The sequence below is a fragment of the Corynebacterium amycolatum genome (assembly GCF_016889425.1).
Lineage (GTDB): Bacteria > Actinomycetota > Actinomycetes > Mycobacteriales > Mycobacteriaceae > Corynebacterium > Corynebacterium amycolatum.
In genome coordinates this window covers 2,226,157-2,245,582 of sequence record NZ_CP069513.1, presented here as the reverse complement: position 1 = coordinate 2,245,582, position 19,426 = coordinate 2,226,157, and the positions used below count along the sequence as shown (strand labels likewise).

Below are 19,426 nucleotides of genomic sequence, written 5' to 3'. Positions count from 1 at the left end.
TACGGTCCCCGTGAGCGCCGTGCTGATGAGCGAATGGAATCCGCGGCGCGACACGTTAAATGACGTCCTTCGCACCGCTTGACAATAGTTCTAGCGGCCCAATCACGGGAGAGAACGCTGAGCGTTACAACACTTGCCGAGATGCGGGGTGAGTTTCACTCACCCAACTTGCAGGAGGAGTATTTCCCGGGTGAACAATTTGGCGACTTCATCTTAGGTGGCAGTGGCGACTGGTACGCCATGGATCGTCTGATGATTGTTCGTCTTTTGATGGCCGTGATCGTCGCCGTGTTCTTCGTCGTCGCAATGCGTCGTCCGAAGCTCGTGCCGACTGGTCTGCAGAACGTTGCGGAGTTGATGCTGGACTTCGTCCGCATCCACATCGCGGAGGAGATTCTGGGTAAGAAGGAGGGGCGTCGTTTCCTTCCGGTTCTGGCCACCATCTTCTTCCTTGTTATCTCGATGAATATTGCGGCTATTATTCCTGGCCTCAATATTTCGCCGAACGCCCGAATCGGTATGCCACTGGTTCTGGCCCTGTTCGCATACGTTGCCTTCATTTACGCAGGCTCGAAGAAGATGGGCTTCTTCAAGTTTGTGAAGTCGGCAGTTGTTATTCCGAACTTGCCACCGGTACTCCACCTCATCGTGGTGCCGATCGAGATTTTCTCCAACTTCGTTCTCCGCCCAGTTACGCTGACCATCCGTCTGATGGCCAACATGCTGGCGGGCCACATGGTTCTAGTCCTGCTTTTCGGTGCCACGAACTTCTTCTTCTGGCAGCTGAATGGTTGGACCGCCCTGTCCGGGTTGACCCTTGTCGCTGCGGTAGCATTCACGCTGTTCGAGATGCTGGTGATTTTCCTGCAGGCATACATCTTTGCCCTGCTGAGCGCCGTCTACATCGAACTGTCGCTGCACGCAGACGAGCACTAACCCATAACTAATGAGGCCGCACATTCGGCAACAAGGCCTCGCCAATTTAATAGCAAGACCCACTTGACCCACAAAGCCCCGGGCCTACTTAGAACAATCTTTAATCCGGGGCCATCCTTTAAGAAAGGGAACGGTTCATAATGAACGACGTCATCCTCTCCGCCCAGGACGCTGTCCAGGCTGTCGACACCAACGCTGGCCTGAAGACCATCGGTTACGGTCTGTCCACCCTGGGCCCGGGCCTCGGTATCGGTATCGTCGCCGGCAAGACCGTTGAGGGTATGGCACGCCAGCCTGAGATGGCCGGCCAGCTGCGTACCACCATGTTCCTGGGTATCGCCTTCACTGAGGCTCTCGCCCTGATCGGCCTGGTCGCAGGCTTCGTTTTCTAAGTCCGGACCTTCAAGCGGAGAACACGTAAACCATGACAGATTTCACCTTTTTGCTAGCGGCGGGTGACCTCCCGATGGGAGAGTCCGTTGACCCGTTGCTGCCAAAGACCTATGACATCGTCTGGTCCGTTGTCCCGCTGGTAGTTATCCTGGTTCTCTTCTGGAAGCTCGTTCTTCCGAAGTTCCAGGAGGTCCTGACCGAGCGGGAGGACCGGATTGAGGGCGGCATTGAGCGCGCTGAGGCTGCACAGGCCGAGGCGAAGGCCGCTCTGGAAAAGTACAACAGTCAGCTCGCAGAGGCCCGTACTGAAGCAGCAAAGATTCGCGACGAAGCCCGTGCACAGGGCCAGCGCATCATTGCAGACGCTACGACCAAGGCCAATGACGAGAGCGCACGAATCATCGAGTCCGGTGAAAAGCAGCTCGCTGCCCAGCGTGAGCAGGTAGTCGCAGAGCTGCGCAAGGAAATGGGCCAGAACTCCATCAATCTGGCTGAGCGCCTTCTGGGCGAGCAGCTCTCCGACGACGTTCGTAACTCGTCGACGATTGATAACTTCTTGTCCAACCTTGACACCGTGGCCCCGGCCGGAAAGTAGGCGACATGCACGCAGCAAGCCGCGAATCCCTGGCAGCCCTTAGCCAGCGACTGGACGCCGCTATCGGTGGCGACAATGTTGCTGTTACTCAGGCTGCTCAGACTGGTTCCGAGCTTTTCGACATCGTCGAGGTCCTGGACTCCGACCGCGGCCTGCGTGTCGCTGTCGCCGACACCTCGGCGACTGCGGAACAGCGTTCCGGCCTTGTCCGGAGCCTGTTCGCGGGCAAGGTATCTGAGACGACTCTTAACCTCGTCGTGGATGCTGCCGCGCAGGTATGGTCCACCCCGCGTGAAATGCGTGAGGGTTTGGTAGAGCTGGGCCGTCGCGCCCTCCTTCGCTCTGCCGAAGGCCAGGGACAGCTTGAGACTGTTGAGTCTGAGCTGTTCCAACTGGGACACATCCTGGCTGAGCAGTCGCAGCTTGAACAGCTGCTGGCCGACAAGGCCGCAACCCCCGAAGCCAAGCGTGGGCTCCTCGCCTCTGTGCTGTACGGCAAGGTCACTTCCGTGACCGAGACCCTGGCACTGCAGGCTGTTGGTCGCCCATCCAAGCGCCCCGCGGACGACATTGACTCCCTGTCCCGGCTAGCCGCCGGCCTGCGGAACCACGTCGTCGCTCGCGTGACCAGTGCCACGGCCGTCTCTGACGAGCAAGAGCGAGCACTGGCGGACAAGCTCGGCCGAGTCTACGGCAAGGCGATGTCCATCCACACCGTGATCGATAAGTCGATTCTCGGTGGACTGGTCATCCGGGTTGGCGACGAGGTCATCGACGGTAGCCTTTCAACAAAGCTTGAGAAGCTGCGCGTCGGCCTCGGCTGACGGATGGTTTAGACGATTAATCACTGGAAGAATATTACCGAGAGCAGGAAGAACATGGCGGAGCTGACGATCTCCTCCGACGAGATCCGTAGCGCGATTGCGAACTACACCTCGAGCTACTCCCCGGAGGCCTCCCGCGAGGAGGTTGGCGTTGTTATCAGTGCAGCTGATGGTATCGCCCAGGTTTCGGGAATGCCGTCGGTCATGACGAATGAGCTTCTGGAGTTCCCGGGCGGCGTTATTGGCGTCGCTCAGAACCTCGACACCGACAAGGTCGGCGTTGTGGTGCTGGGTAACTTCGAGTCGCTTAAAGAGGGTGACGAGGTAAAGCGGACGGGTGACGTCCTTTCGATTCCGGTCGGGGACAAGTTCCTCGGTCGCGTAATTAACCCCCTGGGCCAGCCGATTGACGGCCTGGGCGACATTGAGGCTGAAGAGGACCGCGTCCTCGAGCTGCAGGCACCGACCGTGCTGCAGCGTCAGCCGGTTGAAGAGCCGATGGCTACTGGTATTAAGGCCATCGACGCAATGACCCCAATTGGTCGTGGTCAGCGTCAGCTGATCATTGGTGACCGTAAGACCGGTAAGACCGCGGTCTGCCTGGACACCATTTTGAACCAGAAGGCTAACTGGGAGTCCGGTGACCCGAGCAAGCAGGTGCGATGCATCTACGTTGCTATCGGTCAGAAGGGCTCCACTATTGCTGGTGTGCGTCAGACCCTCGAGGAGCAGGGCGCACTCGAGTACACCACCATCGTTGCTGCCCCGGCGTCGGATGCCGCAGGCTTCAAGTGGCTTGCACCATTCGCAGGCGCCGCACTGGGTCAGCACTGGATGTACCAGGGCAAGCACGTCCTGGTCATCTACGATGATTTGACTAAGCAGGCAGAGGCCTACCGTGCCATCTCGCTGCTGCTGCGTCGCCCGCCGGGACGCGAAGCTTACCCGGGTGACGTCTTCTACCTCCACTCCCGTCTGCTGGAGCGTGCTGCGAAGCTCTCCGACGACATGGGTGCAGGCTCGCTGACCGCACTGCCGATCATCGAGACCAAGGCAAACGACGTGTCGGCCTTCATTCCGACCAACGTCATTTCCATTACCGACGGCCAGGTCTTCCTCGAGTCCGACCTGTTCAACCAGGGTGTCCGCCCGGCTATTAACGTCGGTGTGTCGGTTTCCCGTGTTGGTGGTGCCGCACAGACCAAGGGCATGAAGAAGGTTTCCGGTAACCTGCGTCTGGACCTCGCGTCCTACCGCGACCTGGAAGCATTCGCAATGTTCGCTTCCGACCTGGACGATGCCTCCAAGCGTCAGCTGGAGCGCGGTCAGCGTCTGGTTGAGCTGCTGAAGCAGAAGGAAAACCACCCGCAGCCGGTCGAGTACCAGATGACCTCCATCTACCTCGCTGGTGAGGGCGAATTCGACGATGTCCCGGTTGAGGATGTCCGTCGCTTCGAGGCCGAGCTGCTTGAGCACCTGCAGGACACTCAGCCTGCAGTCTTCGAGCAGATTGACGGCGGCGTTGCCTTCTCTGACGAGTCCAAGGCGGCTCTGAAGTCCGCTACCGCTAACTTCAAGAAGTCCTTCCAGACTTCTGAGGGCGCACCGCTGGCTTCCGAGGCCCCGGTCGAGGCACTCGACGAGGACGAGCTCAAGAAGCAGCAGATTACGGTCTCCCGCAAGACTGCCCAGAACTAGGCAGGTTGAGCTATTCAATGACCGTTTTCGCAATTGAAGGGAGGGAATAGGACATGGCGAATCTTCGTGAACTTCGAGCCCGAATCAAGTCGGTGAACTCGACCAAGAAGATCACCAAGGCCCAGGAGCTTATCGCAACCTCGCGCATCACCAAGGCGCAGCGTCGCGTGGCAGACTCCCAGCCGTACGCCGACGAAATCGAGAAGGTCATCGGACGTCTCGCATCGGCTTCGTCGTTGGATCACCCGATGCTCGTAGAGCGTGAGGGTAACCAGCGTGTTGCAGTCCTGGTTGTCACCAGTGACCGCGGCATGTGTGGCGGCTACAACCACAACGTCCTGAAGAAAGCTGCAGAGCTGCGTACCGCTCTGGAAGAGCAAGGGCATGAGGTCGTTCTCTACGTGACTGGCCGTAAGGGCACCGACTACTACGACTTCCGTGGTGTCGAGCTCGCCGGTACGTGGGAGGGCTTCTCCCAGGATCCGGACTACGCCGCAACCCACGACGTGCGTCGTCACCTCATTGATGGTTTCAACGCTACGGCCGAGGGCACTGCCAAGTACCGCGAAGGCCTGCGTGGCACCAACGGCGAGGCCGTTCAGGGCTTTGACCAGGTCCACGTTGTTTACACGGAATTCGTGTCCATGCTTTCTCAGATTCCGCGTGCACACCAGATGCTCCCGATTGAGCCTGTGTACGAGGATGTCGAGATTGCTCAGGGCGAGGACATGCTGTCCGATGGATCAGATGACCTCAAGCCGGACTATGAATTCGAGCCTGATGCAGACACCCTGTTGGCAGAGCTTCTGCCGCAGTACGTGTCCCGCACCCTGTTCGCAGTGATGCTCGAGGCCGCTGCCTCTGAGTCCGCTGCCCGTCGTAACGCTATGAAGTCTGCGACGGACAACGCTACCGAGCTGGTCAAGGACCTCTCGCGTGTTGCTAACCAGGCACGTCAGGCACAGATTACCCAGGAAATCACAGAAATCGTCGGTGGCGCCGGTGCGCTCGACGACAGCGGAGAAAGTGACTAGATATGAGCACAGCTCTAAGTGAGCAGAACACCACCACGGCTGTGGGCCGTGTTGTGCGTGTCATCGGTGCCGTCGTCGACGTGGAGTTCCCGCGTAACGAACTGCCGGCACTTTACAACGCGCTGACCGTGGAAGTTTCCCTTCCTTCGGTCGCCAAGACCATTGTCCTCGAGACTGCACAGCACCTCGGTGACAACATGGTTCGTACCATTGCTATGGCTCCGACCGACGGCCTGGTCCGCGGTGCAGAGGTCAAGGACACCGGTAAGCCGATTTCGGTTCCGGTTGGTGACGTCGTCAAGGGTCACGTCTTTAACGCAATGGGCGACTGCCTGGACGAGCCGGGCCTGGGTCGCGATGGTGAGCAGTGGGGCATCCACCGTGAGCCGCCGGCCTTCGACCAGCTCGAGGGTAAGACCGAGATTCTCGAAACCGGTATTAAGGTCATCGACCTGCTGACCCCGTACGTTAAGGGCGGCAAGATTGGTCTGTTCGGCGGTGCCGGTGTCGGTAAGACCGTTCTGATCCAGGAGATGATTACGCGTATTGCACGCGAGTTCTCCGGTACTTCGGTCTTCGCCGGTGTTGGTGAGCGTACCCGTGAGGGCACCGACCTCTTCCTGGAAATGGAAGAGATGGGCGTTCTCCAGGACACCGCCCTCGTCTTCGGCCAGATGGACGAGCCTCCGGGAGTCCGTATGCGCGTCGCGCTGTCGGGTCTGACCATGGCAGAGTACTTCCGCGATGTTCAGCACCAGGACGTGCTGCTCTTCATTGACAACATCTTCCGTTTCACCCAGGCCGGTTCTGAGGTTTCGACCCTGCTGGGTCGTATGCCTTCCGCCGTGGGCTACCAGCCGACCCTGGCTGACGAGATGGGTGTTCTGCAGGAGCGCATTACGTCCACCAAGGGCCGTTCGATTACCTCTCTGCAGGCCGTCTACGTGCCTGCCGATGACTACACCGACCCGGCTCCGGCAACGACCTTCGCCCACCTCGATGCAACCACCGAGCTCGACCGCTCAATTGCATCGAAGGGTATTTACCCGGCAGTGAACCCGCTGACTTCGACTTCTCGTATCCTCGAGCCGTCGATCGTCGGCGAGGAGCACTACCGCGTTGCCCAGCAGGTTATTAACATCCTGCAGAAGAACAAGGAACTCCAGGACATCATCGCCATCCTCGGTATGGACGAGCTGTCTGAGGAGGACAAGGTGACCGTGCAGCGTGCACGTCGTATCCAGCGATTCTTGGGTCAGAACTTCTTCGTTGCTGAGAAGTTCACGGGTCTGCCTGGTTCGTACGTCCCGCTGAAGGACACCATTGTTGCCTTCGACCGCATCTGCAAGGGTGACTTCGACAATTACCCGGAGATGGCCTTCGACGGCCTGGGTGGCCTCGACGATGTCGAGAAGAAGTACGCTGAAATGCAGAAGAAGTAAGGGGCATCCTCATGGCTGAAATCACCGCTGAACTGGTTGCTGTTGAGCGACCGCTCTGGAAGGGTAAGGCCACTTTGGTCTCTGCTCAGACCACCGAGGGTGAGATCGGCGTGCTGCCCGGACACCAGCCGTTGCTTGGCCAGCTGGTCAACAACGGTACGGTGACCATCAAGACCGCAGACGGCAAGGTTCTTGTCGCTTCGGTACAGGGTGGGTTCATTTCCGTGTCTACCTCGAAGGTTTCGATCCTCGCGGATAAGGCAATCTGGGCTGACGAGGTTAACCTCTCCGAGGCCGAGTCCAACCTGACTTCGGATGACCCTGCAGTAAAGGCACAGGCTGAGTCGGAGGTTCGCGCGGCTCGTCGCGCTTCCACCAAGTAGTCTGTTCGCCTGAACATCCGGTCGCACGACCGTATTCTTCCTGCTTCTTTAAACGGGGCGGGGAGCTCGCAAGAGAAATCTTGCGAGCTCCCCGCCCCGTTTTTCTTAGTTATTTTTCATGTCAGTGCAACAATCGGGTAGGGTTTGTAAAAAGCCTCTAATGCGCTTTTGGACCAAGGTTCGTCGTCTATTCACCCGGATGCGAGGCTGGCAGATAGTGTTTTCAAGCGTAACCATGATGTCAATGATGCTCATGATTATCGGTGCGATGTTAATCGTCGGCGGGGCGCTTGCCCTGTGGCGTTTTGCTAGCCTGCATGCAAAAGGTACCCCTGTTATCGCTCGTCGTCTTCCTGCCGGTGATGGCAGTCACTGGCGCCATGGAGTCATGGTTTATTCAGAGTCGACGTTGAAGATGTACAAGCTACGTTCGCTGCGTCCTGGCTGTGATGCCGAATTTGCCCGTCACGATGTCACTATTGTGGATCGCCGAAATCCGACTGACATCGAGGCGGGTTTTTTCGCGCCCGGGCTTCGGGTAGTCAGGATTAAATCGGGGAAAAATACCGAATGGGAGTTTGCCGTGGACTCGTCCTCGGACACCGCGCTGGTGGCGTGGGTGGAGTCGAAGCCGTCGTCACGCCAGACTCGTGAGTTTCCTACAGATATTGAGCGACGTTTTCGTTCGGCTTATAACCGCGGCCGGGGAAGCCAGTACTAGGCTGCGACGGCAGGTTATTGCGAAGCCTCTAGTGGGTATTGTTTTCTCCCGCGCGGCAGTCACGTTAGGGTAGGGGAATGCGCCTTGTGATTGCTGAATGCACCGTCGACTATGTCGGTCGCTTGAATGCCCATCTGCCTCATGCTCCGCGCTTGCTGTTGGTGAAAGCTGATGGGTCTGTCTCTGTGCATGCCGACGACCGTGCATATAAGCCCCTGAACTGGATGACACCGCCGTGCACGCTGACGGAGAAGGATATTCTCGACGAGTCGGGTGAGGACACTGGTGAAAAGCTTTGGGTCGTTGAGAACAAGAAGGGCGAGCAGCTTCGTATCACTATCGGCAAGGTGTTAGCTGATAGCACCTACGAGCTGGGAGAGGATCCCGGCCTGGAGAAGGATGGTGTAGAAGCGCATCTACAGGAGCTGCTTGCAGATCAGTTCACAACTTTTGGCGAGGGCTACACCCTGATTCGGCGCGAATACCCAACCGCGATTGGGCCGGTGGATCTGCTTGGCCGCGATGAAAACGGAGCCACTGTAGCAGTGGAGGTTAAGCGTCGGGGTGGTATCGATGGTGTCGAGCAGCTAACCCGTTACTTGGAGATGCTGAACCGCGATGAGCTGCTGGCACCGGTAGAGGGGATTTTTGCTGCCCAGGAGATTAAGCCACAGGCCAAGACTCTGGCAGAGGACCGTGGTATTCGCTGTGTGACCGTGGATTACGACGCGCTGCGTGGCCTGGAGTCCAACGAATTGCGGTTGTTTTAGTCATGCCTAGGCGAAACCACAAGCGGCGCGGCAATCAACGGGGTAATCAACGCGGCAGGCGTAATAACCAAGGCCAGAATCGCGGCAGCCTGCCCGCATTTGGCAGTTCTTTTCAAAACACTCGCACTGAATCCGGGCCTGCCGGTTGGCAGGACGTGGACTTTGCGGTGCGTAACATCAGCGCTGGCCAGTCCAATAAGATTTATCGCTGTCCGGGGTGCGACCAGGAAATCATGCCTGGGACCTCTCACATTGTGGCATGGCCACAGGATTATGGTGCCGGCGCCGATGACCGGCGCCATTGGCACACTAACTGCTGGCGCAACAGAGCTCACCGCACTATCACGCGCCGCTGGGGATAGATTTACTTTGCCGGCTCAACGAGCTCCAGCAGGACGCCACCGGCATCCTTCGGGTGGATGAAGTTGATGCGCGAACCTGCGGTGCCAATCTTCGGCTCCGGGTAGAGCACGCGGGTGCCCTGCTCCTTCAGATGTGCCATCAGAGCCTCCAAATCAGTGACGCGAACTGCGTACTGCTGGATTCCCGGCCCCTTCTTGTCCAGGTACTTTGCAATGGTGGACTGGTCATTCAGCGGCGCGAGAATCTGAACCAGAGTGCCACCTTCAACCTTGTCGGCCGGGCCGACCATGGCCTCGTGGACGCCCTGCTCTTCATTGACCTCATCGTGGTAGTTGATGAACCCCAGGTTTGCGCGGTACCACTCAATAGCGGCATCAAAATCTGGGACCGCGACGCCGACGTGATCAACAGCGACTACGTACTTATGGGGAACGGGAATCTGTGTCTCACTCATAGTTTCCAGAGTACTCGCTATTATCGGCGCCATGATTGTCGCATTTTCTGTTGCCCCCACTTTCTCCGATCCTGAGCAGGGAATGGCTGAGGCCGTTGCTGAAGCCGTACGTGTTGTGCGCGAATCTGGCCTGCCCAACGAAACTAATGCCATGTTCACCCTTGTTGAAGGCGAGTGGGATGAGGTCATGGACGTGGTTAAGCGAGCCACGGAAGCAGTCAGCCGTGTCAGTCCGCGCACTTCTCTCGTCATCAAAGCGGACATTCGCAACGGGTACACCGGGCAGCTGCGTGCGAAAGTCGATGCGGTGGAGGATGCGCTAAAAGCTACCGACTAGTCTCTTGTTCGGCTTGGACACGTAGGCTCTACATAGGTCTTTACATAGGCTTTACGACGACACTGGAGAGGAACCCTTTTACGATGCCAGCTGGACATGGTCACGCACATGGCCATTCGCATGGTCACTCGCATGGAGCACACGGTCACCGCGAGTGCTCGACCCCGCCACCACCGCCCGGTACGGTTGATTTGGAGCAGCTCCACCAGCGCGCCGAAGCCGAACGTAAGCGCCGAGAGGAAATCGAGCGGGCAACCAGTGATCAGGGAGACGGGCTTCCTCCTGTGGTGGAGATTGCCCCGCAGACCCTTGAGGCAGAAGTCGTTCTGCGCTCGGAGCAGGTACCGGTAATTGTCTTAATCGGCATGGCGGGAGCAGCTGATTCGCTACGTCTTCGGGCTGAGCTAGAAGGCATGGCCCGTGAGGCCAATTTGAACTGGATTCTGGCGTGGGCGGATGCTGAGGAGCATCCGCAGCTGGCCCAGGCATTCGGTGTGCAGGCAGTGCCGACAGTCACGGCCGTGGCTATGGGCAGTCCCATTGGCATGTTTGTAGGCGAGAAAACCAGGGATTGGCTGGAGCAGTGGCTGGCGCAGGTTATGGAGGCCACTCGGGGGCGTCTCAAGGGGTTGCCGGCGGGAACTCGTATGGCTGGGGAGGGCAGCGAGCCGGAGGCTCCCGAGCCGACTGACTTCTTCGGCAATCCCGTACCCACCGATGACCCGCGTTTGGAGCAGGCCGAAGAGTTGCTCGAGGAGGGCAATTTCGACGGGGCGTTGGAGTTGTATGACGCTATGCTGCAGTCCGAGCCCGCAAATCAGGTTCTGAAGCGCGCTCACGCGAATGTGTCCTTCTTCGCCCGCGCTGCCAAAATTGATCGCAGTGCAGATCCAATGGCAAAAGCCGACGCAGCGCCGAAGGACGTCGCGCTCGCCCTCGATGCCGCGGATGTCACGATGCTTGTCGACGACCCAGCGAAGGCGCTCGATCGTTTGTTGAAGTTGCTCCCGCAGGTGTTTGGCGATGACCGTGAGACCATCAAGTCGCGTCTACTAGAGCTGCTTGTGCTATTCGATACCACGGATCCAGTGGCATTGGATGCGCGCCGGAGGATGGCTAGCGCACTGTACTAGGAGCACTGTACTAGGAGCCTTGAAAGCGCAGGCTCCTAGCTAGAAGCGTCGGTGTACGGCCAGGCATCCGGAGCCATGAAGTAGTAGACGCTGCCCATTACAGCGGCCATAAACGCCATCAGCAACAGGAAAAGCGTTGCTTTCATTGCCACATGGCGCTGCGCATACCAGGCGTAAAAGGCGTCCAATTTTGCTGCCAACCAGATGTTCAGGCGACGTGTCGGTGGGTGGACCAACGAGAGAATTCCCAGTGCAACAAAGATGCAGAGCCATCCGGGGGCAGGAGTTGGCAAAATGATAATGCCAACAATGAGCAGTGCGAAGCCTGCGACGAGAAGAACTGGGGAGAGCACCGGTCCGTACCAGGTGTTACGCATATGGGCATGGCGAATCTGCATGCGGTCCATCAAGCGATGTACCTTTTCTTCCATTGCGATTCACTTCCTCCGATTTTCGGTGCCGTGTAGTACTCCTAGCAGCGGTCTCAAAACAAGGCATCGTTGACACAACAAACATCAAATGTGCAGTTCAACTGCCTGGGTGCACCGTTGGACATTGACTATTTTTAATCATGTCTATATTTAATCCATTGTTGCACAAAAGTTGCGCCCCAGTGCAACGAGATTTTTCGGAAGGTGGTAATCTTCCAACAGTTCATAGTGGTTTACAGCAGTTACCACTGCCTTTCATCCGCCTATTCACCTCAGACAGTTCATACTGCGCTAGGTGCCTTTGGTCTTCAGTTTTCTGCAGCCAGGAGTTTTGCATGCGACTTCGCCCCAAAGTCCTTCGCGCTACTTCCGCCTCGGTCCTTGTTGCGCTTTCGGCCTCGACTCTGTTGGTGGGATGCACCATCGATGGCTCAAACGCCACCGGGGCCAAGGCCACCATTGCTGCCGCAAAGCCAAAAGCTCCAGATAACGGTTGGGATGCTTCCGAGGAAGTCGCCTGGTCTGATGCCCAGGACGCCCTCGATACCGCAGCTAAGAATTTCTCCGACAACTATGGCATCGAATTGGGCGCCTATTTGCGCGTCATTGACGGTCCGTACAAGGGGCTCACGGCGTCGGTAGGCGAGGACACGAAGGAGTACTCCGCATCGACCATTAAGGCTCCGTTGGTGGTTACTGCGCTGAAGAAATTTGGCGATGAGCTAGACAAGACGGTGACGGTCGATTGGGGCAACGGTGTTGGCGGAAGCGTGATTGGTCCTGGTCAATACACGCTCGACGGGCTGTTGCAATACGTGATGCGGTATTCGGACAACACCGCGGCGAATGGGTTGATTGACGCTGTCGGTGGTTTCGACGAGGTCAATAAAACCATCAAGGAAGCCGGTGTTGATGACAAGCGCTACCACCTGGGCAACAAGTTCAACATCCCCAATCCCAGCGGTGATCGGTCCTGGTTTACTCCCTCTCAGGCTGCGCTGTTCATGGCACGTCTCCAGGAAGTGGCCGATGGCACCTCAAAGCACAACTTCATTACCAAGGACACGGCACAAACTGCATTGACCTACCTCACCTACGGTGGTTCGCAGAAGTTTGTGATGTACGTCGGATCCGCGGTACAGAAGACCGGTGACACTGCCGAGGGCGTTAATGACCACGGTATTTTGTACACCGCGGCCGGACCTATCGCTTACGCAATTACGACGCGCTTTGATGGGGTGCCGCTCAATGAGCTTACCGACGGCCTGCTCGGCCAGCTGGGTTCCCAAATCGCCCCGCTTCTGCCGGATTACAATCGCCTTGGTAAGGATGGAAAGCCACTGACTGCCAAGCAGGCTGCAACGTGGAGCGCGGATGAGGATGGCGACGGCATTCCGGATCGCATCGGAACCGACAGCATGGATGGATCCGCGTACACCGATGATTCAGATTCTGCGAATTACAACGAATCTTTGGAACCTGACTGGTTCAATCCGTTCCGAGGATAGGACCTGGATACGCTCCCCAAAACAAAATTGCCCGTGGGTCAGGTTTTCAGGCCGAAACTCAGGTCACTGAAAACCGTGCAACACGGGCAATTCCTATGCGATTGTCTTCTATTCGGGTGGATTCGGGATTAGCCCTGCCACTTCAGCCAAACGGCGGTGTTGGCCGGCAGTACCAAATCAATCGAGTGAGCCTGGCCGTTCCAACCGTGCTCGACCGCGGTTACCGTACCGTTTTCACCGTAGCCGGAGCCCTCGTAACGTGATGCATTTGTGTTCAGAATCTCCGTCCATTGACCACCGCGCGGTACGCCAATCTTGTAGATTTCCTGCGTGGTTCCCGACAGGTTATAGACGCAGGCGACGACCGAGCCATCGGTGCCGTAACGGACAAAGGACACAACATTGTTTGTGGAATCATCCGCGTTAATCCACTGGAATCCCTCTGGGCGGTCATCCTGGGTGTAGAACGCCGGGTTTTCCTTGTAGATGGCGTTGATGTCCTTAACCAGAAGCTGAATGCCGCGGTGGAATTCGCCGCCCCAACCTTCGAGGTTGTCCCAAGCCACGGACTCATCGTGGTTCCACTCGTGGTTCTGGCCAAGATCCTGACCCTGGAATAGAAGCTGCTTGCCCGGGTGCGCCCACATGAAGGTCAGGAAAGTACGTAGGCCTGCGGCCTTATCCCAGTCACCGCCCGGCATGCGCTCCCACAGCGAGCCCTTGCCGTGCACGACCTCGTCGTGGCTAATCGGCAGAATGAACTCTTCCGAGTAAGCGTAGACCATAGCGAAGGTGAGCTCATGGTGGTGGTAGGAGCGGTAAATCGGCTCCTTGCTGAAGTACTCCAGCGTGTCATTCATCCAGCCCATGTTCCACTTCATAGAGAAGCCCAAGCCACCGTGTTCGGTAGGTGCGGTCACACCCGGCCAGGAAGTAGATTCTTCGGCCACGGTGAGGAAGCCCGGGTTGTGCTTGTGTACAGTGGCGTTGAATTCCTGCAGGAACTGAACAGCATCGAGGTTTTCACGGCCACCGTACTGGTTCGGCAGCCACTCGCCTTCATTGCGGGAGTAGTCCAGGTACAGCATGGAAGCCACTGCGTCGACGCGCAGACCGTCGATGTGGAACTCTTCCGCCCAGTACAGTGCGTTGGCATAGAGGAAGTTGCGTACCTCGTTGCGGCCGAAGTCGAAAACGTAGGTGCCCCAGTCGCGCTGCTCGCCGCGGCGCCAGTCCGGGTGCTCGTAGCAAGCCGTGCCATCGAAGCGGGCAAGTGCGAACTCGTCCTTCGGGAAGTGCCCCGGAACCCAGTCCATGATGACACCGATGCCAGCGGCGTGGAAGGCATCAACAAGACCGCGGAACTGATCTGGGGTGCCGTAGCGGCTGGTCGGAGCGTAGTAGCCGGAAACCTGATAACCCCAGGAACCGGTGAACGGGTGCTCACATACTGGCATGAATTCCACATGGGTGTAGCCCATGTCGACCACGTAGCGCACCAGCTTCTCCGCCATAACCTCGTAGCTCAGGCCCTGTTTCCAGGAACCCAAGTGGACCTCGTAGATAGAGATGGGCTCTTCGGCCCAGTCTGTGTTAGCGCGCTTTTCCATCCACGCTTGGTCGCCCCAGGTGTAGTCGGAGGTCGCAACGATCGATCCGGTAGCTGGTGGCAGTTCCGCAGCACGCGCCATCGGGTCGGCCTTATCGCGGCGCTGTCCCTCCGGTGTTGTGATGGCGAACTTGTAGACATCGCCCTCACCAACACCCGGGATGAACAGTTCCCAGATACCTGCGCCACCCATAGAGCGCATTGGGTACTGCGCACCGTTCCACATACAGAAGTCACCGACCACGGCGACGCCGCGTGCGTTCGGAGCCCAGACCGTAAACGAGGTGCCTTCGACCGTACCCAGCTCGGTGTCGTAACTGCGAAGGTGAGCACCGAGGACCTTCCACAGTTCCTCATGACGTCCCTCGCCGATTAGGTGCAGGTCACCAGCGCCAATAGTGGGGAGGAAACGGTAGCCGTCGGCACGCTCTACGGTTTCGCCGGAGTCCCACGTAATACGCAGGCGGTAGTCGAAGTCATCGCCGCCTGGGACGAGGGCGGTAAAGAAACCGTCGCCCAGGTTTTCCGCCTCAAATTCGCCGCGAGTGCTGACGATAGTAACTGTCTGAGCGCCGAAGACCCTCGTGCGAATTACCGTGTCACCGTCCACGACGTGTGCGCCGTAGATGCTGTGCGGATCGTGATGGGTGCAGTAGCGCAGGCGATCCATATCGCCGGAATCAATTGCGAGGCGGGGATCTGTGTGGGCTCCCATGGAAGGTCCTTCCGAAGCGTTTCTAGGTAGGTGAATGTGAAGTTGTTGAGTTCAGTGCTAAAGAAATAGAGGGAGGTAGGGGACAGTGGGCTGCTAACTCACCTGCCAGCCTAACGACGAATCGTTGCGACAGTGGCCAGGTCAGCGGCCCACTAACCCCGAAAGTTCCCAGCAAGCGTTTTAGCCCTCGTAGTCGGGGACGTTGCGCCAAGCCAACTTGTGGCGGAGCTTGACATCGATTTCCGGCAGCTTGATGATGTGCGCGACGTTTTCCCACGGTGCCAGGCGGACGTAGTTGTCCTTGCCCCAGTTGAACTGGTTGCCGGTAATCAGGTCAGTGACATCCATGCGGTCGTGGTTGCGGAGCCCAATGCGATCCATGTCGAGGTGCACGGTAGCTTCCTGGGCATTCCATGGATCGAGGTTGAGAACAACGAGGATGGCATCGCCGGTGACCGGATCGTGCTTCGAGTAAGCCAGCAGGTTGTCATTGTCGATGTCGTGGAAGTGCAGGTTGCGCAGCTGCTGCAGAGCCGGGTGCTCCCGGCGAATCTTGTTCAGCGTGGCAATGAACGGTTCCAGCGAGTTGCCGGTCGCCAGTGCCTGGTCGTAGTCGCGGCTGCGGAGCTGGTACTTCTCGCTGTCGAGGTACTCCTCGGAGCCCTCCTTGACCGGGACATTTTCAAACAGCTCGAAGCCGGAGTACATGCCCCACAGCGGAGAAAGGGTTGAAGCCAGCGCGGCGCGGATAGCGAAGGCGCCACGGCCGCCCTTGACCAGGAAATCATGCAGAATATCTGGGGTATTAACCCATAGGGATGGGCGAGCGATGTCCGCATGGCGGGTAATCTCCTCGCCGAATTCGGTCAGCTCTTCCTTCGTAGTCTTCCACGGGAAGTAGATGTAGGACTGAGTGAAGCCAGCTTTGGCCAGGCCGTAGAGACGGGCCGGGGCAGTGAAGGCCTCGGCGAGGAAGATGACCTCCGGGTTGGTTTCGTGAACCGTTTCAATCAGCCATTCCCAGAAGTTGCCCGGCTTGGTGTGGGGGTTGTCCACGCGGAAGACCTTGACTCCACGCTTGACCCAAAACTTCACTACACGCAGAACCTCTGCGTACAGGCCCTTGGCATCGTTGTCGAAGTTCAGCGGGTAGATGTCCTGGTACTTCTTCGGCGGATTCTCGGCGTAGGCAATGGTGCCGTCCGGCAGCACAGTGAACCACTCCGGGTGAGCCTTAGCCCACGGGTGGTCCGGTGCACACTGCAGCGCTAGGTCGATAGCGACCTCTAGATCGCGCTCCTTAGCAGCCTTGATGAACTCCTTGAAGTCCTTTTCGTCACCGAGGCTCGGGTGGATGGCGTCGTGGCCACCTTCTGCGGAGCCGATAGCCCACGGAGAACCGACATCGCCCGGTTCCGGGGTCAGGGTGTTGTTGCGACCCTTGCGGTTGATTTCACCGATTGGATGAATCGGTGGCAGATAGACCGTGTCGAAGCCCATGCGCTGTGCGCGATCAAGCTGTGCAACCGCGGTCTTGAACGTGCCGTGCAGCAGCTCGCCGTTTTCGCCGTAACCACCGTTAGAACGGGGGAAGAACTCGTACCAAGAGGAGTACAGGGCTTCGCGGCGGTCAACCTTGATTTTGCGGGTTTTTCCGCGGGTCAATAGGTCGCGTACCGGGTGCGCCTGCAAAATGGCGCGGGTCTCGTCGGAAAGCGCGGCTGCGATGCGGGCGCGAAGATCGCCGTCGCCGCGCAGACCTGCGGCGATGGAACGTAGGTGGTTGCGGTGGATAGCAGCGGCACCAGCGGCGGCGCGGTCGAAGAGAGCGGCACCAATTTCTAGATCATTAGAAAGCTCAGCTTCGCTCTGACCGGCCTCGAACTTCTTGGTGATAGCGTTGCGCCATGTTGCCATCGGGTCTGACCAGGCATCAATGCGAATGGTCCACAGTCCGGGGACGTCTGGGACGAAGGTGGCATTGACCTGATTTAGATCGTGGTCAGAAAAGTGCATTGGAATGCGCTGTGAGCGGGAAGCAAAAGCTGATTCCTTCGGCCCCTTAACGTTGAGCGTAGCGTTCATCGCGTCGTGGCCTTCTCGCCAAATGACGGCGAAGGTTGGGACGACTTCACCCACTACGGCCTTCGATGGAGTTGCACCACCGTTGATTTGAGGACGGATGTCATCAATACCGATTCGACCAGTCATAAAAGACGTTCTCCTAATTGTCGGCGAGCTAGGTGAAAATCGAAGCAAAAGCCATCTCGAGTGAACTCGATTTGCTCTCTACCGAGGATAGTTGAGAATGTCCGAGCGCACATTTGGGCAAAGTTAGGGCACCATGGATGTGTGGCTGAATTGGAAGAAGACTTTAACGAAGATCTGTTAATCGACTTTCGCGACGTACACCTCATCCGTGGTGGCCGTACGCTGGTCGGGCCGGTGGATTGGCAAGTAGAACTTGACGAGCGCTGGGTCATCATGGGGCCGAACGGTGCAGGCAAGACTTCTTTAATGCGCATTGCCGCAGCGGAGGAGTTCCCGTCTTCAGGGGTGGCCCATGTGATGGGAGAGCAGATTGGTCGCACCGACATGCGTGATTTGCGCACCATGATCGGTTTGACGTCGTCGTCGATTGCTCACCGCATACCCAATGATGAAAAGGTCGCGGACCTTGTTATTTCCGCCAGTTACTCCGTCTTGGGCCGCTGGCGTGAGACCTATGAAGAGATGGATTTCGAACAGCTCTCCGAGATTCTCGAGCGCATGGGAGCTGAGCATCTTGCCGACCGCACCTGGGGAACTCTCAGTGAGGGAGAGCGAAAGCGCGTGCTCATCGCACGAGCCATGATGGTCAACCCTGAATTGCTGCTTCTCGACGAGCCGGGCGCTGGGCTCGACCTGGGCGGTCGTGAAGACCTGGTCGGTTACTTAGGCGAACTCGCGCTCGACCCGGATGCGCCGGCGATGGTGATGATTACGCACCACCCGGAAGAGATTCCGTACGGCTTCACCCATGCGATGCTCCTTGACGAAGGCAATGTCATTGCACAGGGGCTTATTGACGACGTCCTGACCAGTGAGAACCTGACCAAGGCTTTCCACCAGGAAATCGTCGTCGATCGCATCGATGATCGCTACTTTGCGCGCCGGGCACGGCCTGCTGGAAAGCACCGGAAGAAGTAGACGCTCATGGCGGTTCCGACACCTGAAACTCCGAATACGCCCGCGTCGCCGAAACTGGCAGCGACTGTATTGCTGCTCCGTGACACCCACTGCGGGCTCGAGGTCTACGTTCAAGAACGTGTATCCTCAATGCGCTTTGCGGCCAATATGACCGTGTTTCCCGGCGGTGGAGTAGACCGACGTGATTTCCCCGCTGTCGCGAATGAGGGCATGACCGTGACTGAGCCGTCGGAAGCCGCCCCCGAGTCGCGGATTGCACAGGCTTTTAACGTCGACCGCGCGCGGGCGCACGCGCTCACCTGCGCGGCCGTGCGTGAGACCTTTGAGGAAACAGGCACTCTGTTGGTTCGCGATGCTGGCGGTGAGATTGTCGCAGATGGCCACTGCTTCCACCGTCAGCGACGACAGTTGGAAGCCCACGAGTTGTCATTGACGGATTTCCTTAGCAATGAAAATCTGGTGCTCGATGCCGAACTCGTCAGTCCTTGGGCTAACTGGGTGACACCCGAGTCCAACCCCATTCGCTACGACACCTATTTCTTCCTCGCCGCGCTTCCCGACGGTCAAAGGGCCGACGGTGACACCTCTGAGGCGTCATCTTCGGGTTGGTTCCGCCCGACTACGATTTTGGATGGATGGCGCCGTGGGTTACTTGGCCTCATGCCTCCGACCTGGGCGCAACTGACTCGCTTGGACGGTGTCAGTACTGTGGCGGAGGCTCTCGAGGCAGCTAGAAACACTCCGGTGCGACGCACCAGTAGTGACTTCCTCGGGGAACCTTTTATGGATGAGTACTTTGCCGTTGCCACCCACATGGGGCATTTGCGAAAAGGTATGAACCGTTAATCGACTACTCAACCCCGCTAATCGGCTAACCCCTAATTGGAAGGA

The 19,426-nt window shown here is 58.1% G+C and carries 19 protein-coding genes; 15 read left to right on the top strand and 4 right to left on the bottom strand.

From position 1 onward, the window contains the following. Nucleotides 1–141: 141 nt before the first annotated feature. The 10 genes from atpB (at nt 142) to nucS (ending at nt 8,796) form a co-directional block, all read left to right on the top strand. Nucleotides 142–936, top strand: coding sequence for a F0F1 ATP synthase subunit A (gene atpB / locus I6J19_RS09860; protein ID WP_016422455.1), 795 nt, complete (start codon nt 142–144; stop codon nt 934–936). 140 nt (nt 937–1,076) lie between these two features. Beyond that, nucleotides 1,077–1,328, top strand: a complete 252-nt coding sequence (locus tag I6J19_RS09855) for an ATP synthase F0 subunit C (protein WP_016422456.1) — start codon at nt 1,077–1,079, stop codon at nt 1,326–1,328. A 32-nt stretch (nt 1,329–1,360) separates the two neighbouring features. Further along, nucleotides 1,361–1,924, top strand: a complete 564-nt coding sequence (locus tag I6J19_RS09850; protein ID WP_038628467.1) for a F0F1 ATP synthase subunit B — start codon at nt 1,361–1,363, stop codon at nt 1,922–1,924. A 5-nt stretch (nt 1,925–1,929) separates the two neighbouring features. After that, nucleotides 1,930–2,748: a F0F1 ATP synthase subunit delta gene (locus tag I6J19_RS09845; protein WP_049180803.1), complete on the top strand. Its 819-nt coding sequence runs from the start codon at nt 1,930–1,932 to the stop codon at nt 2,746–2,748. A gap of 54 nt (nt 2,749–2,802) precedes the next feature. Next, a complete protein-coding gene (gene atpA / locus I6J19_RS09840) occupies nt 2,803–4,446 on the top strand; it encodes a F0F1 ATP synthase subunit alpha (protein ID WP_038628471.1) in 1,644 nt (547 codons plus the stop codon). A 53-nt stretch (nt 4,447–4,499) separates the two neighbouring features. Further along, nucleotides 4,500–5,480 carry a F0F1 ATP synthase subunit gamma gene (locus I6J19_RS09835; RefSeq protein ID WP_038628474.1) on the top strand — a complete coding sequence of 327 codons (981 nt, stop codon included), beginning with the start codon at nt 4,500–4,502 and terminating at the stop codon, nt 5,478–5,480. 2 nt (nt 5,481–5,482) lie between these two features. Beyond that, complete coding sequence (atpD, locus tag I6J19_RS09830; protein WP_038628477.1) at nt 5,483–6,922, top strand: F0F1 ATP synthase subunit beta; 1,440 nt, start codon at nt 5,483–5,485, stop codon at nt 6,920–6,922. An 11-nt stretch (nt 6,923–6,933) separates the two neighbouring features. Beyond that, nucleotides 6,934–7,305 (top strand): F0F1 ATP synthase subunit epsilon, encoded by a 372-nt coding sequence (locus tag I6J19_RS09825; protein ID WP_038628479.1) that lies wholly within the window; start codon nt 6,934–6,936, stop codon nt 7,303–7,305. 217 nt (nt 7,306–7,522) lie between these two features. Then, a complete protein-coding gene (locus I6J19_RS09820) occupies nt 7,523–8,026 on the top strand; it encodes a DUF2550 domain-containing protein (RefSeq protein ID WP_038629512.1) in 504 nt (167 codons plus the stop codon). A gap of 77 nt (nt 8,027–8,103) precedes the next feature. Beyond that, entirely contained in the window at nt 8,104–8,796 is a 693-nt protein-coding gene (nucS, locus tag I6J19_RS09815; protein WP_038628481.1) for an endonuclease NucS, read from the top strand. A gap of 364 nt (nt 8,797–9,160) precedes the next feature. On the opposite strand, the gene mce is transcribed toward nucS, so the two are convergent. Continuing rightward, nucleotides 9,161–9,613, bottom strand: coding sequence for a methylmalonyl-CoA epimerase (gene mce, locus I6J19_RS09810; protein WP_005509354.1), 453 nt, complete (start codon nt 9,611–9,613; stop codon nt 9,161–9,163). Between the two features lie 31 nt (nt 9,614–9,644). Here mce and I6J19_RS09805 point away from each other — a divergent pair, with 31 nt between their 5' ends. Further along, nucleotides 9,645–9,950 carry a thiamine-binding protein gene (locus I6J19_RS09805; RefSeq protein ID WP_038628488.1) on the top strand — a complete coding sequence of 102 codons (306 nt, stop codon included), beginning with the start codon at nt 9,645–9,647 and terminating at the stop codon, nt 9,948–9,950. 83 nt (nt 9,951–10,033) lie between these two features. Further along, on the top strand, nt 10,034–11,083 hold the full coding sequence (locus I6J19_RS09800) for a co-chaperone YbbN (RefSeq protein ID WP_038628492.1): 1,050 nt from the start codon (nt 10,034–10,036) through the stop codon (nt 11,081–11,083). Between the two features lie 35 nt (nt 11,084–11,118). Here the strand turns inward: I6J19_RS09800 and I6J19_RS09795 are convergent, their stop codons facing one another. Further along, on the bottom strand, nt 11,119–11,514 hold the full coding sequence (locus tag I6J19_RS09795) for a TIGR02611 family protein (protein ID WP_038628495.1): 396 nt from the start codon (nt 11,512–11,514) through the stop codon (nt 11,119–11,121). 335 nt (nt 11,515–11,849) lie between these two features. Between I6J19_RS09795 and I6J19_RS09790 the strand changes: the two genes are divergently transcribed. Further along, the gene (locus tag I6J19_RS09790) at nt 11,850–13,022 is read left to right on the top strand and encodes a serine hydrolase (protein WP_038628499.1); all 1,173 of its coding nucleotides are present in this window, start codon (nt 11,850–11,852) and stop codon (nt 13,020–13,022) included. A gap of 128 nt (nt 13,023–13,150) precedes the next feature. On the opposite strand, the gene glgB is transcribed toward I6J19_RS09790, so the two are convergent. Both glgB and I6J19_RS09780 read right to left on the bottom strand, forming a co-directional pair. Then, a complete protein-coding gene (gene glgB, locus I6J19_RS09785; protein WP_038628502.1) occupies nt 13,151–15,346 on the bottom strand; it encodes a 1,4-alpha-glucan branching protein GlgB in 2,196 nt (731 codons plus the stop codon). Nucleotides 15,347–15,526: 180 nt separating this feature from the next. Continuing rightward, nucleotides 15,527–17,557 (bottom strand): alpha-1,4-glucan--maltose-1-phosphate maltosyltransferase, encoded by a 2,031-nt coding sequence (locus I6J19_RS09780; protein WP_038628505.1) that lies wholly within the window; start codon nt 17,555–17,557, stop codon nt 15,527–15,529. 141 nt (nt 17,558–17,698) lie between these two features. Here I6J19_RS09780 and I6J19_RS09775 point away from each other — a divergent pair, with 141 nt between their 5' ends. Beyond that, nucleotides 17,699–18,535: an ABC transporter ATP-binding protein gene (locus I6J19_RS09775; protein WP_038628508.1), complete on the top strand. Its 837-nt coding sequence runs from the start codon at nt 17,699–17,701 to the stop codon at nt 18,533–18,535. Between the two features lie 6 nt (nt 18,536–18,541). After that, the gene (locus tag I6J19_RS09770; RefSeq protein ID WP_038628510.1) at nt 18,542–19,381 is read left to right on the top strand and encodes an NUDIX hydrolase; all 840 of its coding nucleotides are present in this window, start codon (nt 18,542–18,544) and stop codon (nt 19,379–19,381) included. Nucleotides 19,382–19,426 lie beyond the last annotated feature (45 nt).

Excerpts from the sequence above, each read along its gene's own strand:
- atpB (WP_016422455.1), top strand. The coding sequence starts at position 142 with ATGCGGGGTGAGTTTCACTCACCCAACTTGCAGGAGGAGTATTTCCCG.
- I6J19_RS09855 (WP_016422456.1), top strand. The coding sequence starts at position 1,077 with ATGAACGACGTCATCCTCTCCGCCCAGGACGCTGTCCAGGCTGTCGAC.
- I6J19_RS09850 (WP_038628467.1), top strand. The coding sequence starts at position 1,361 with ATGACAGATTTCACCTTTTTGCTAGCGGCGGGTGACCTCCCGATGGGA.
- I6J19_RS09845 (WP_049180803.1), top strand. The coding sequence starts at position 1,930 with ATGCACGCAGCAAGCCGCGAATCCCTGGCAGCCCTTAGCCAGCGACTG.
- atpA (WP_038628471.1), top strand. The coding sequence starts at position 2,803 with ATGGCGGAGCTGACGATCTCCTCCGACGAGATCCGTAGCGCGATTGCG.
- I6J19_RS09835 (WP_038628474.1), top strand. The coding sequence starts at position 4,500 with ATGGCGAATCTTCGTGAACTTCGAGCCCGAATCAAGTCGGTGAACTCG.
- atpD (WP_038628477.1), top strand. The coding sequence starts at position 5,483 with ATGAGCACAGCTCTAAGTGAGCAGAACACCACCACGGCTGTGGGCCGT.
- I6J19_RS09825 (WP_038628479.1), top strand. The coding sequence starts at position 6,934 with ATGGCTGAAATCACCGCTGAACTGGTTGCTGTTGAGCGACCGCTCTGG.
- nucS (WP_038628481.1), top strand. The coding sequence starts at position 8,104 with ATGCGCCTTGTGATTGCTGAATGCACCGTCGACTATGTCGGTCGCTTG.
- mce (WP_005509354.1), bottom strand. The coding sequence starts at position 9,613 with ATGAGTGAGACACAGATTCCCGTTCCCCATAAGTACGTAGTCGCTGTT.
- I6J19_RS09805 (WP_038628488.1), top strand. The coding sequence starts at position 9,645 with ATGATTGTCGCATTTTCTGTTGCCCCCACTTTCTCCGATCCTGAGCAG.
- I6J19_RS09800 (WP_038628492.1), top strand. The coding sequence starts at position 10,034 with ATGCCAGCTGGACATGGTCACGCACATGGCCATTCGCATGGTCACTCG.
- I6J19_RS09795 (WP_038628495.1), bottom strand. The coding sequence starts at position 11,514 with ATGGAAGAAAAGGTACATCGCTTGATGGACCGCATGCAGATTCGCCAT.
- I6J19_RS09790 (WP_038628499.1), top strand. The coding sequence starts at position 11,850 with ATGCGACTTCGCCCCAAAGTCCTTCGCGCTACTTCCGCCTCGGTCCTT.
- glgB (WP_038628502.1), bottom strand. The coding sequence starts at position 15,346 with ATGGGAGCCCACACAGATCCCCGCCTCGCAATTGATTCCGGCGATATG.
- I6J19_RS09780 (WP_038628505.1), bottom strand. The coding sequence starts at position 17,557 with ATGACTGGTCGAATCGGTATTGATGACATCCGTCCTCAAATCAACGGT.
- I6J19_RS09770 (WP_038628510.1), top strand. The coding sequence starts at position 18,542 with ATGGCGGTTCCGACACCTGAAACTCCGAATACGCCCGCGTCGCCGAAA.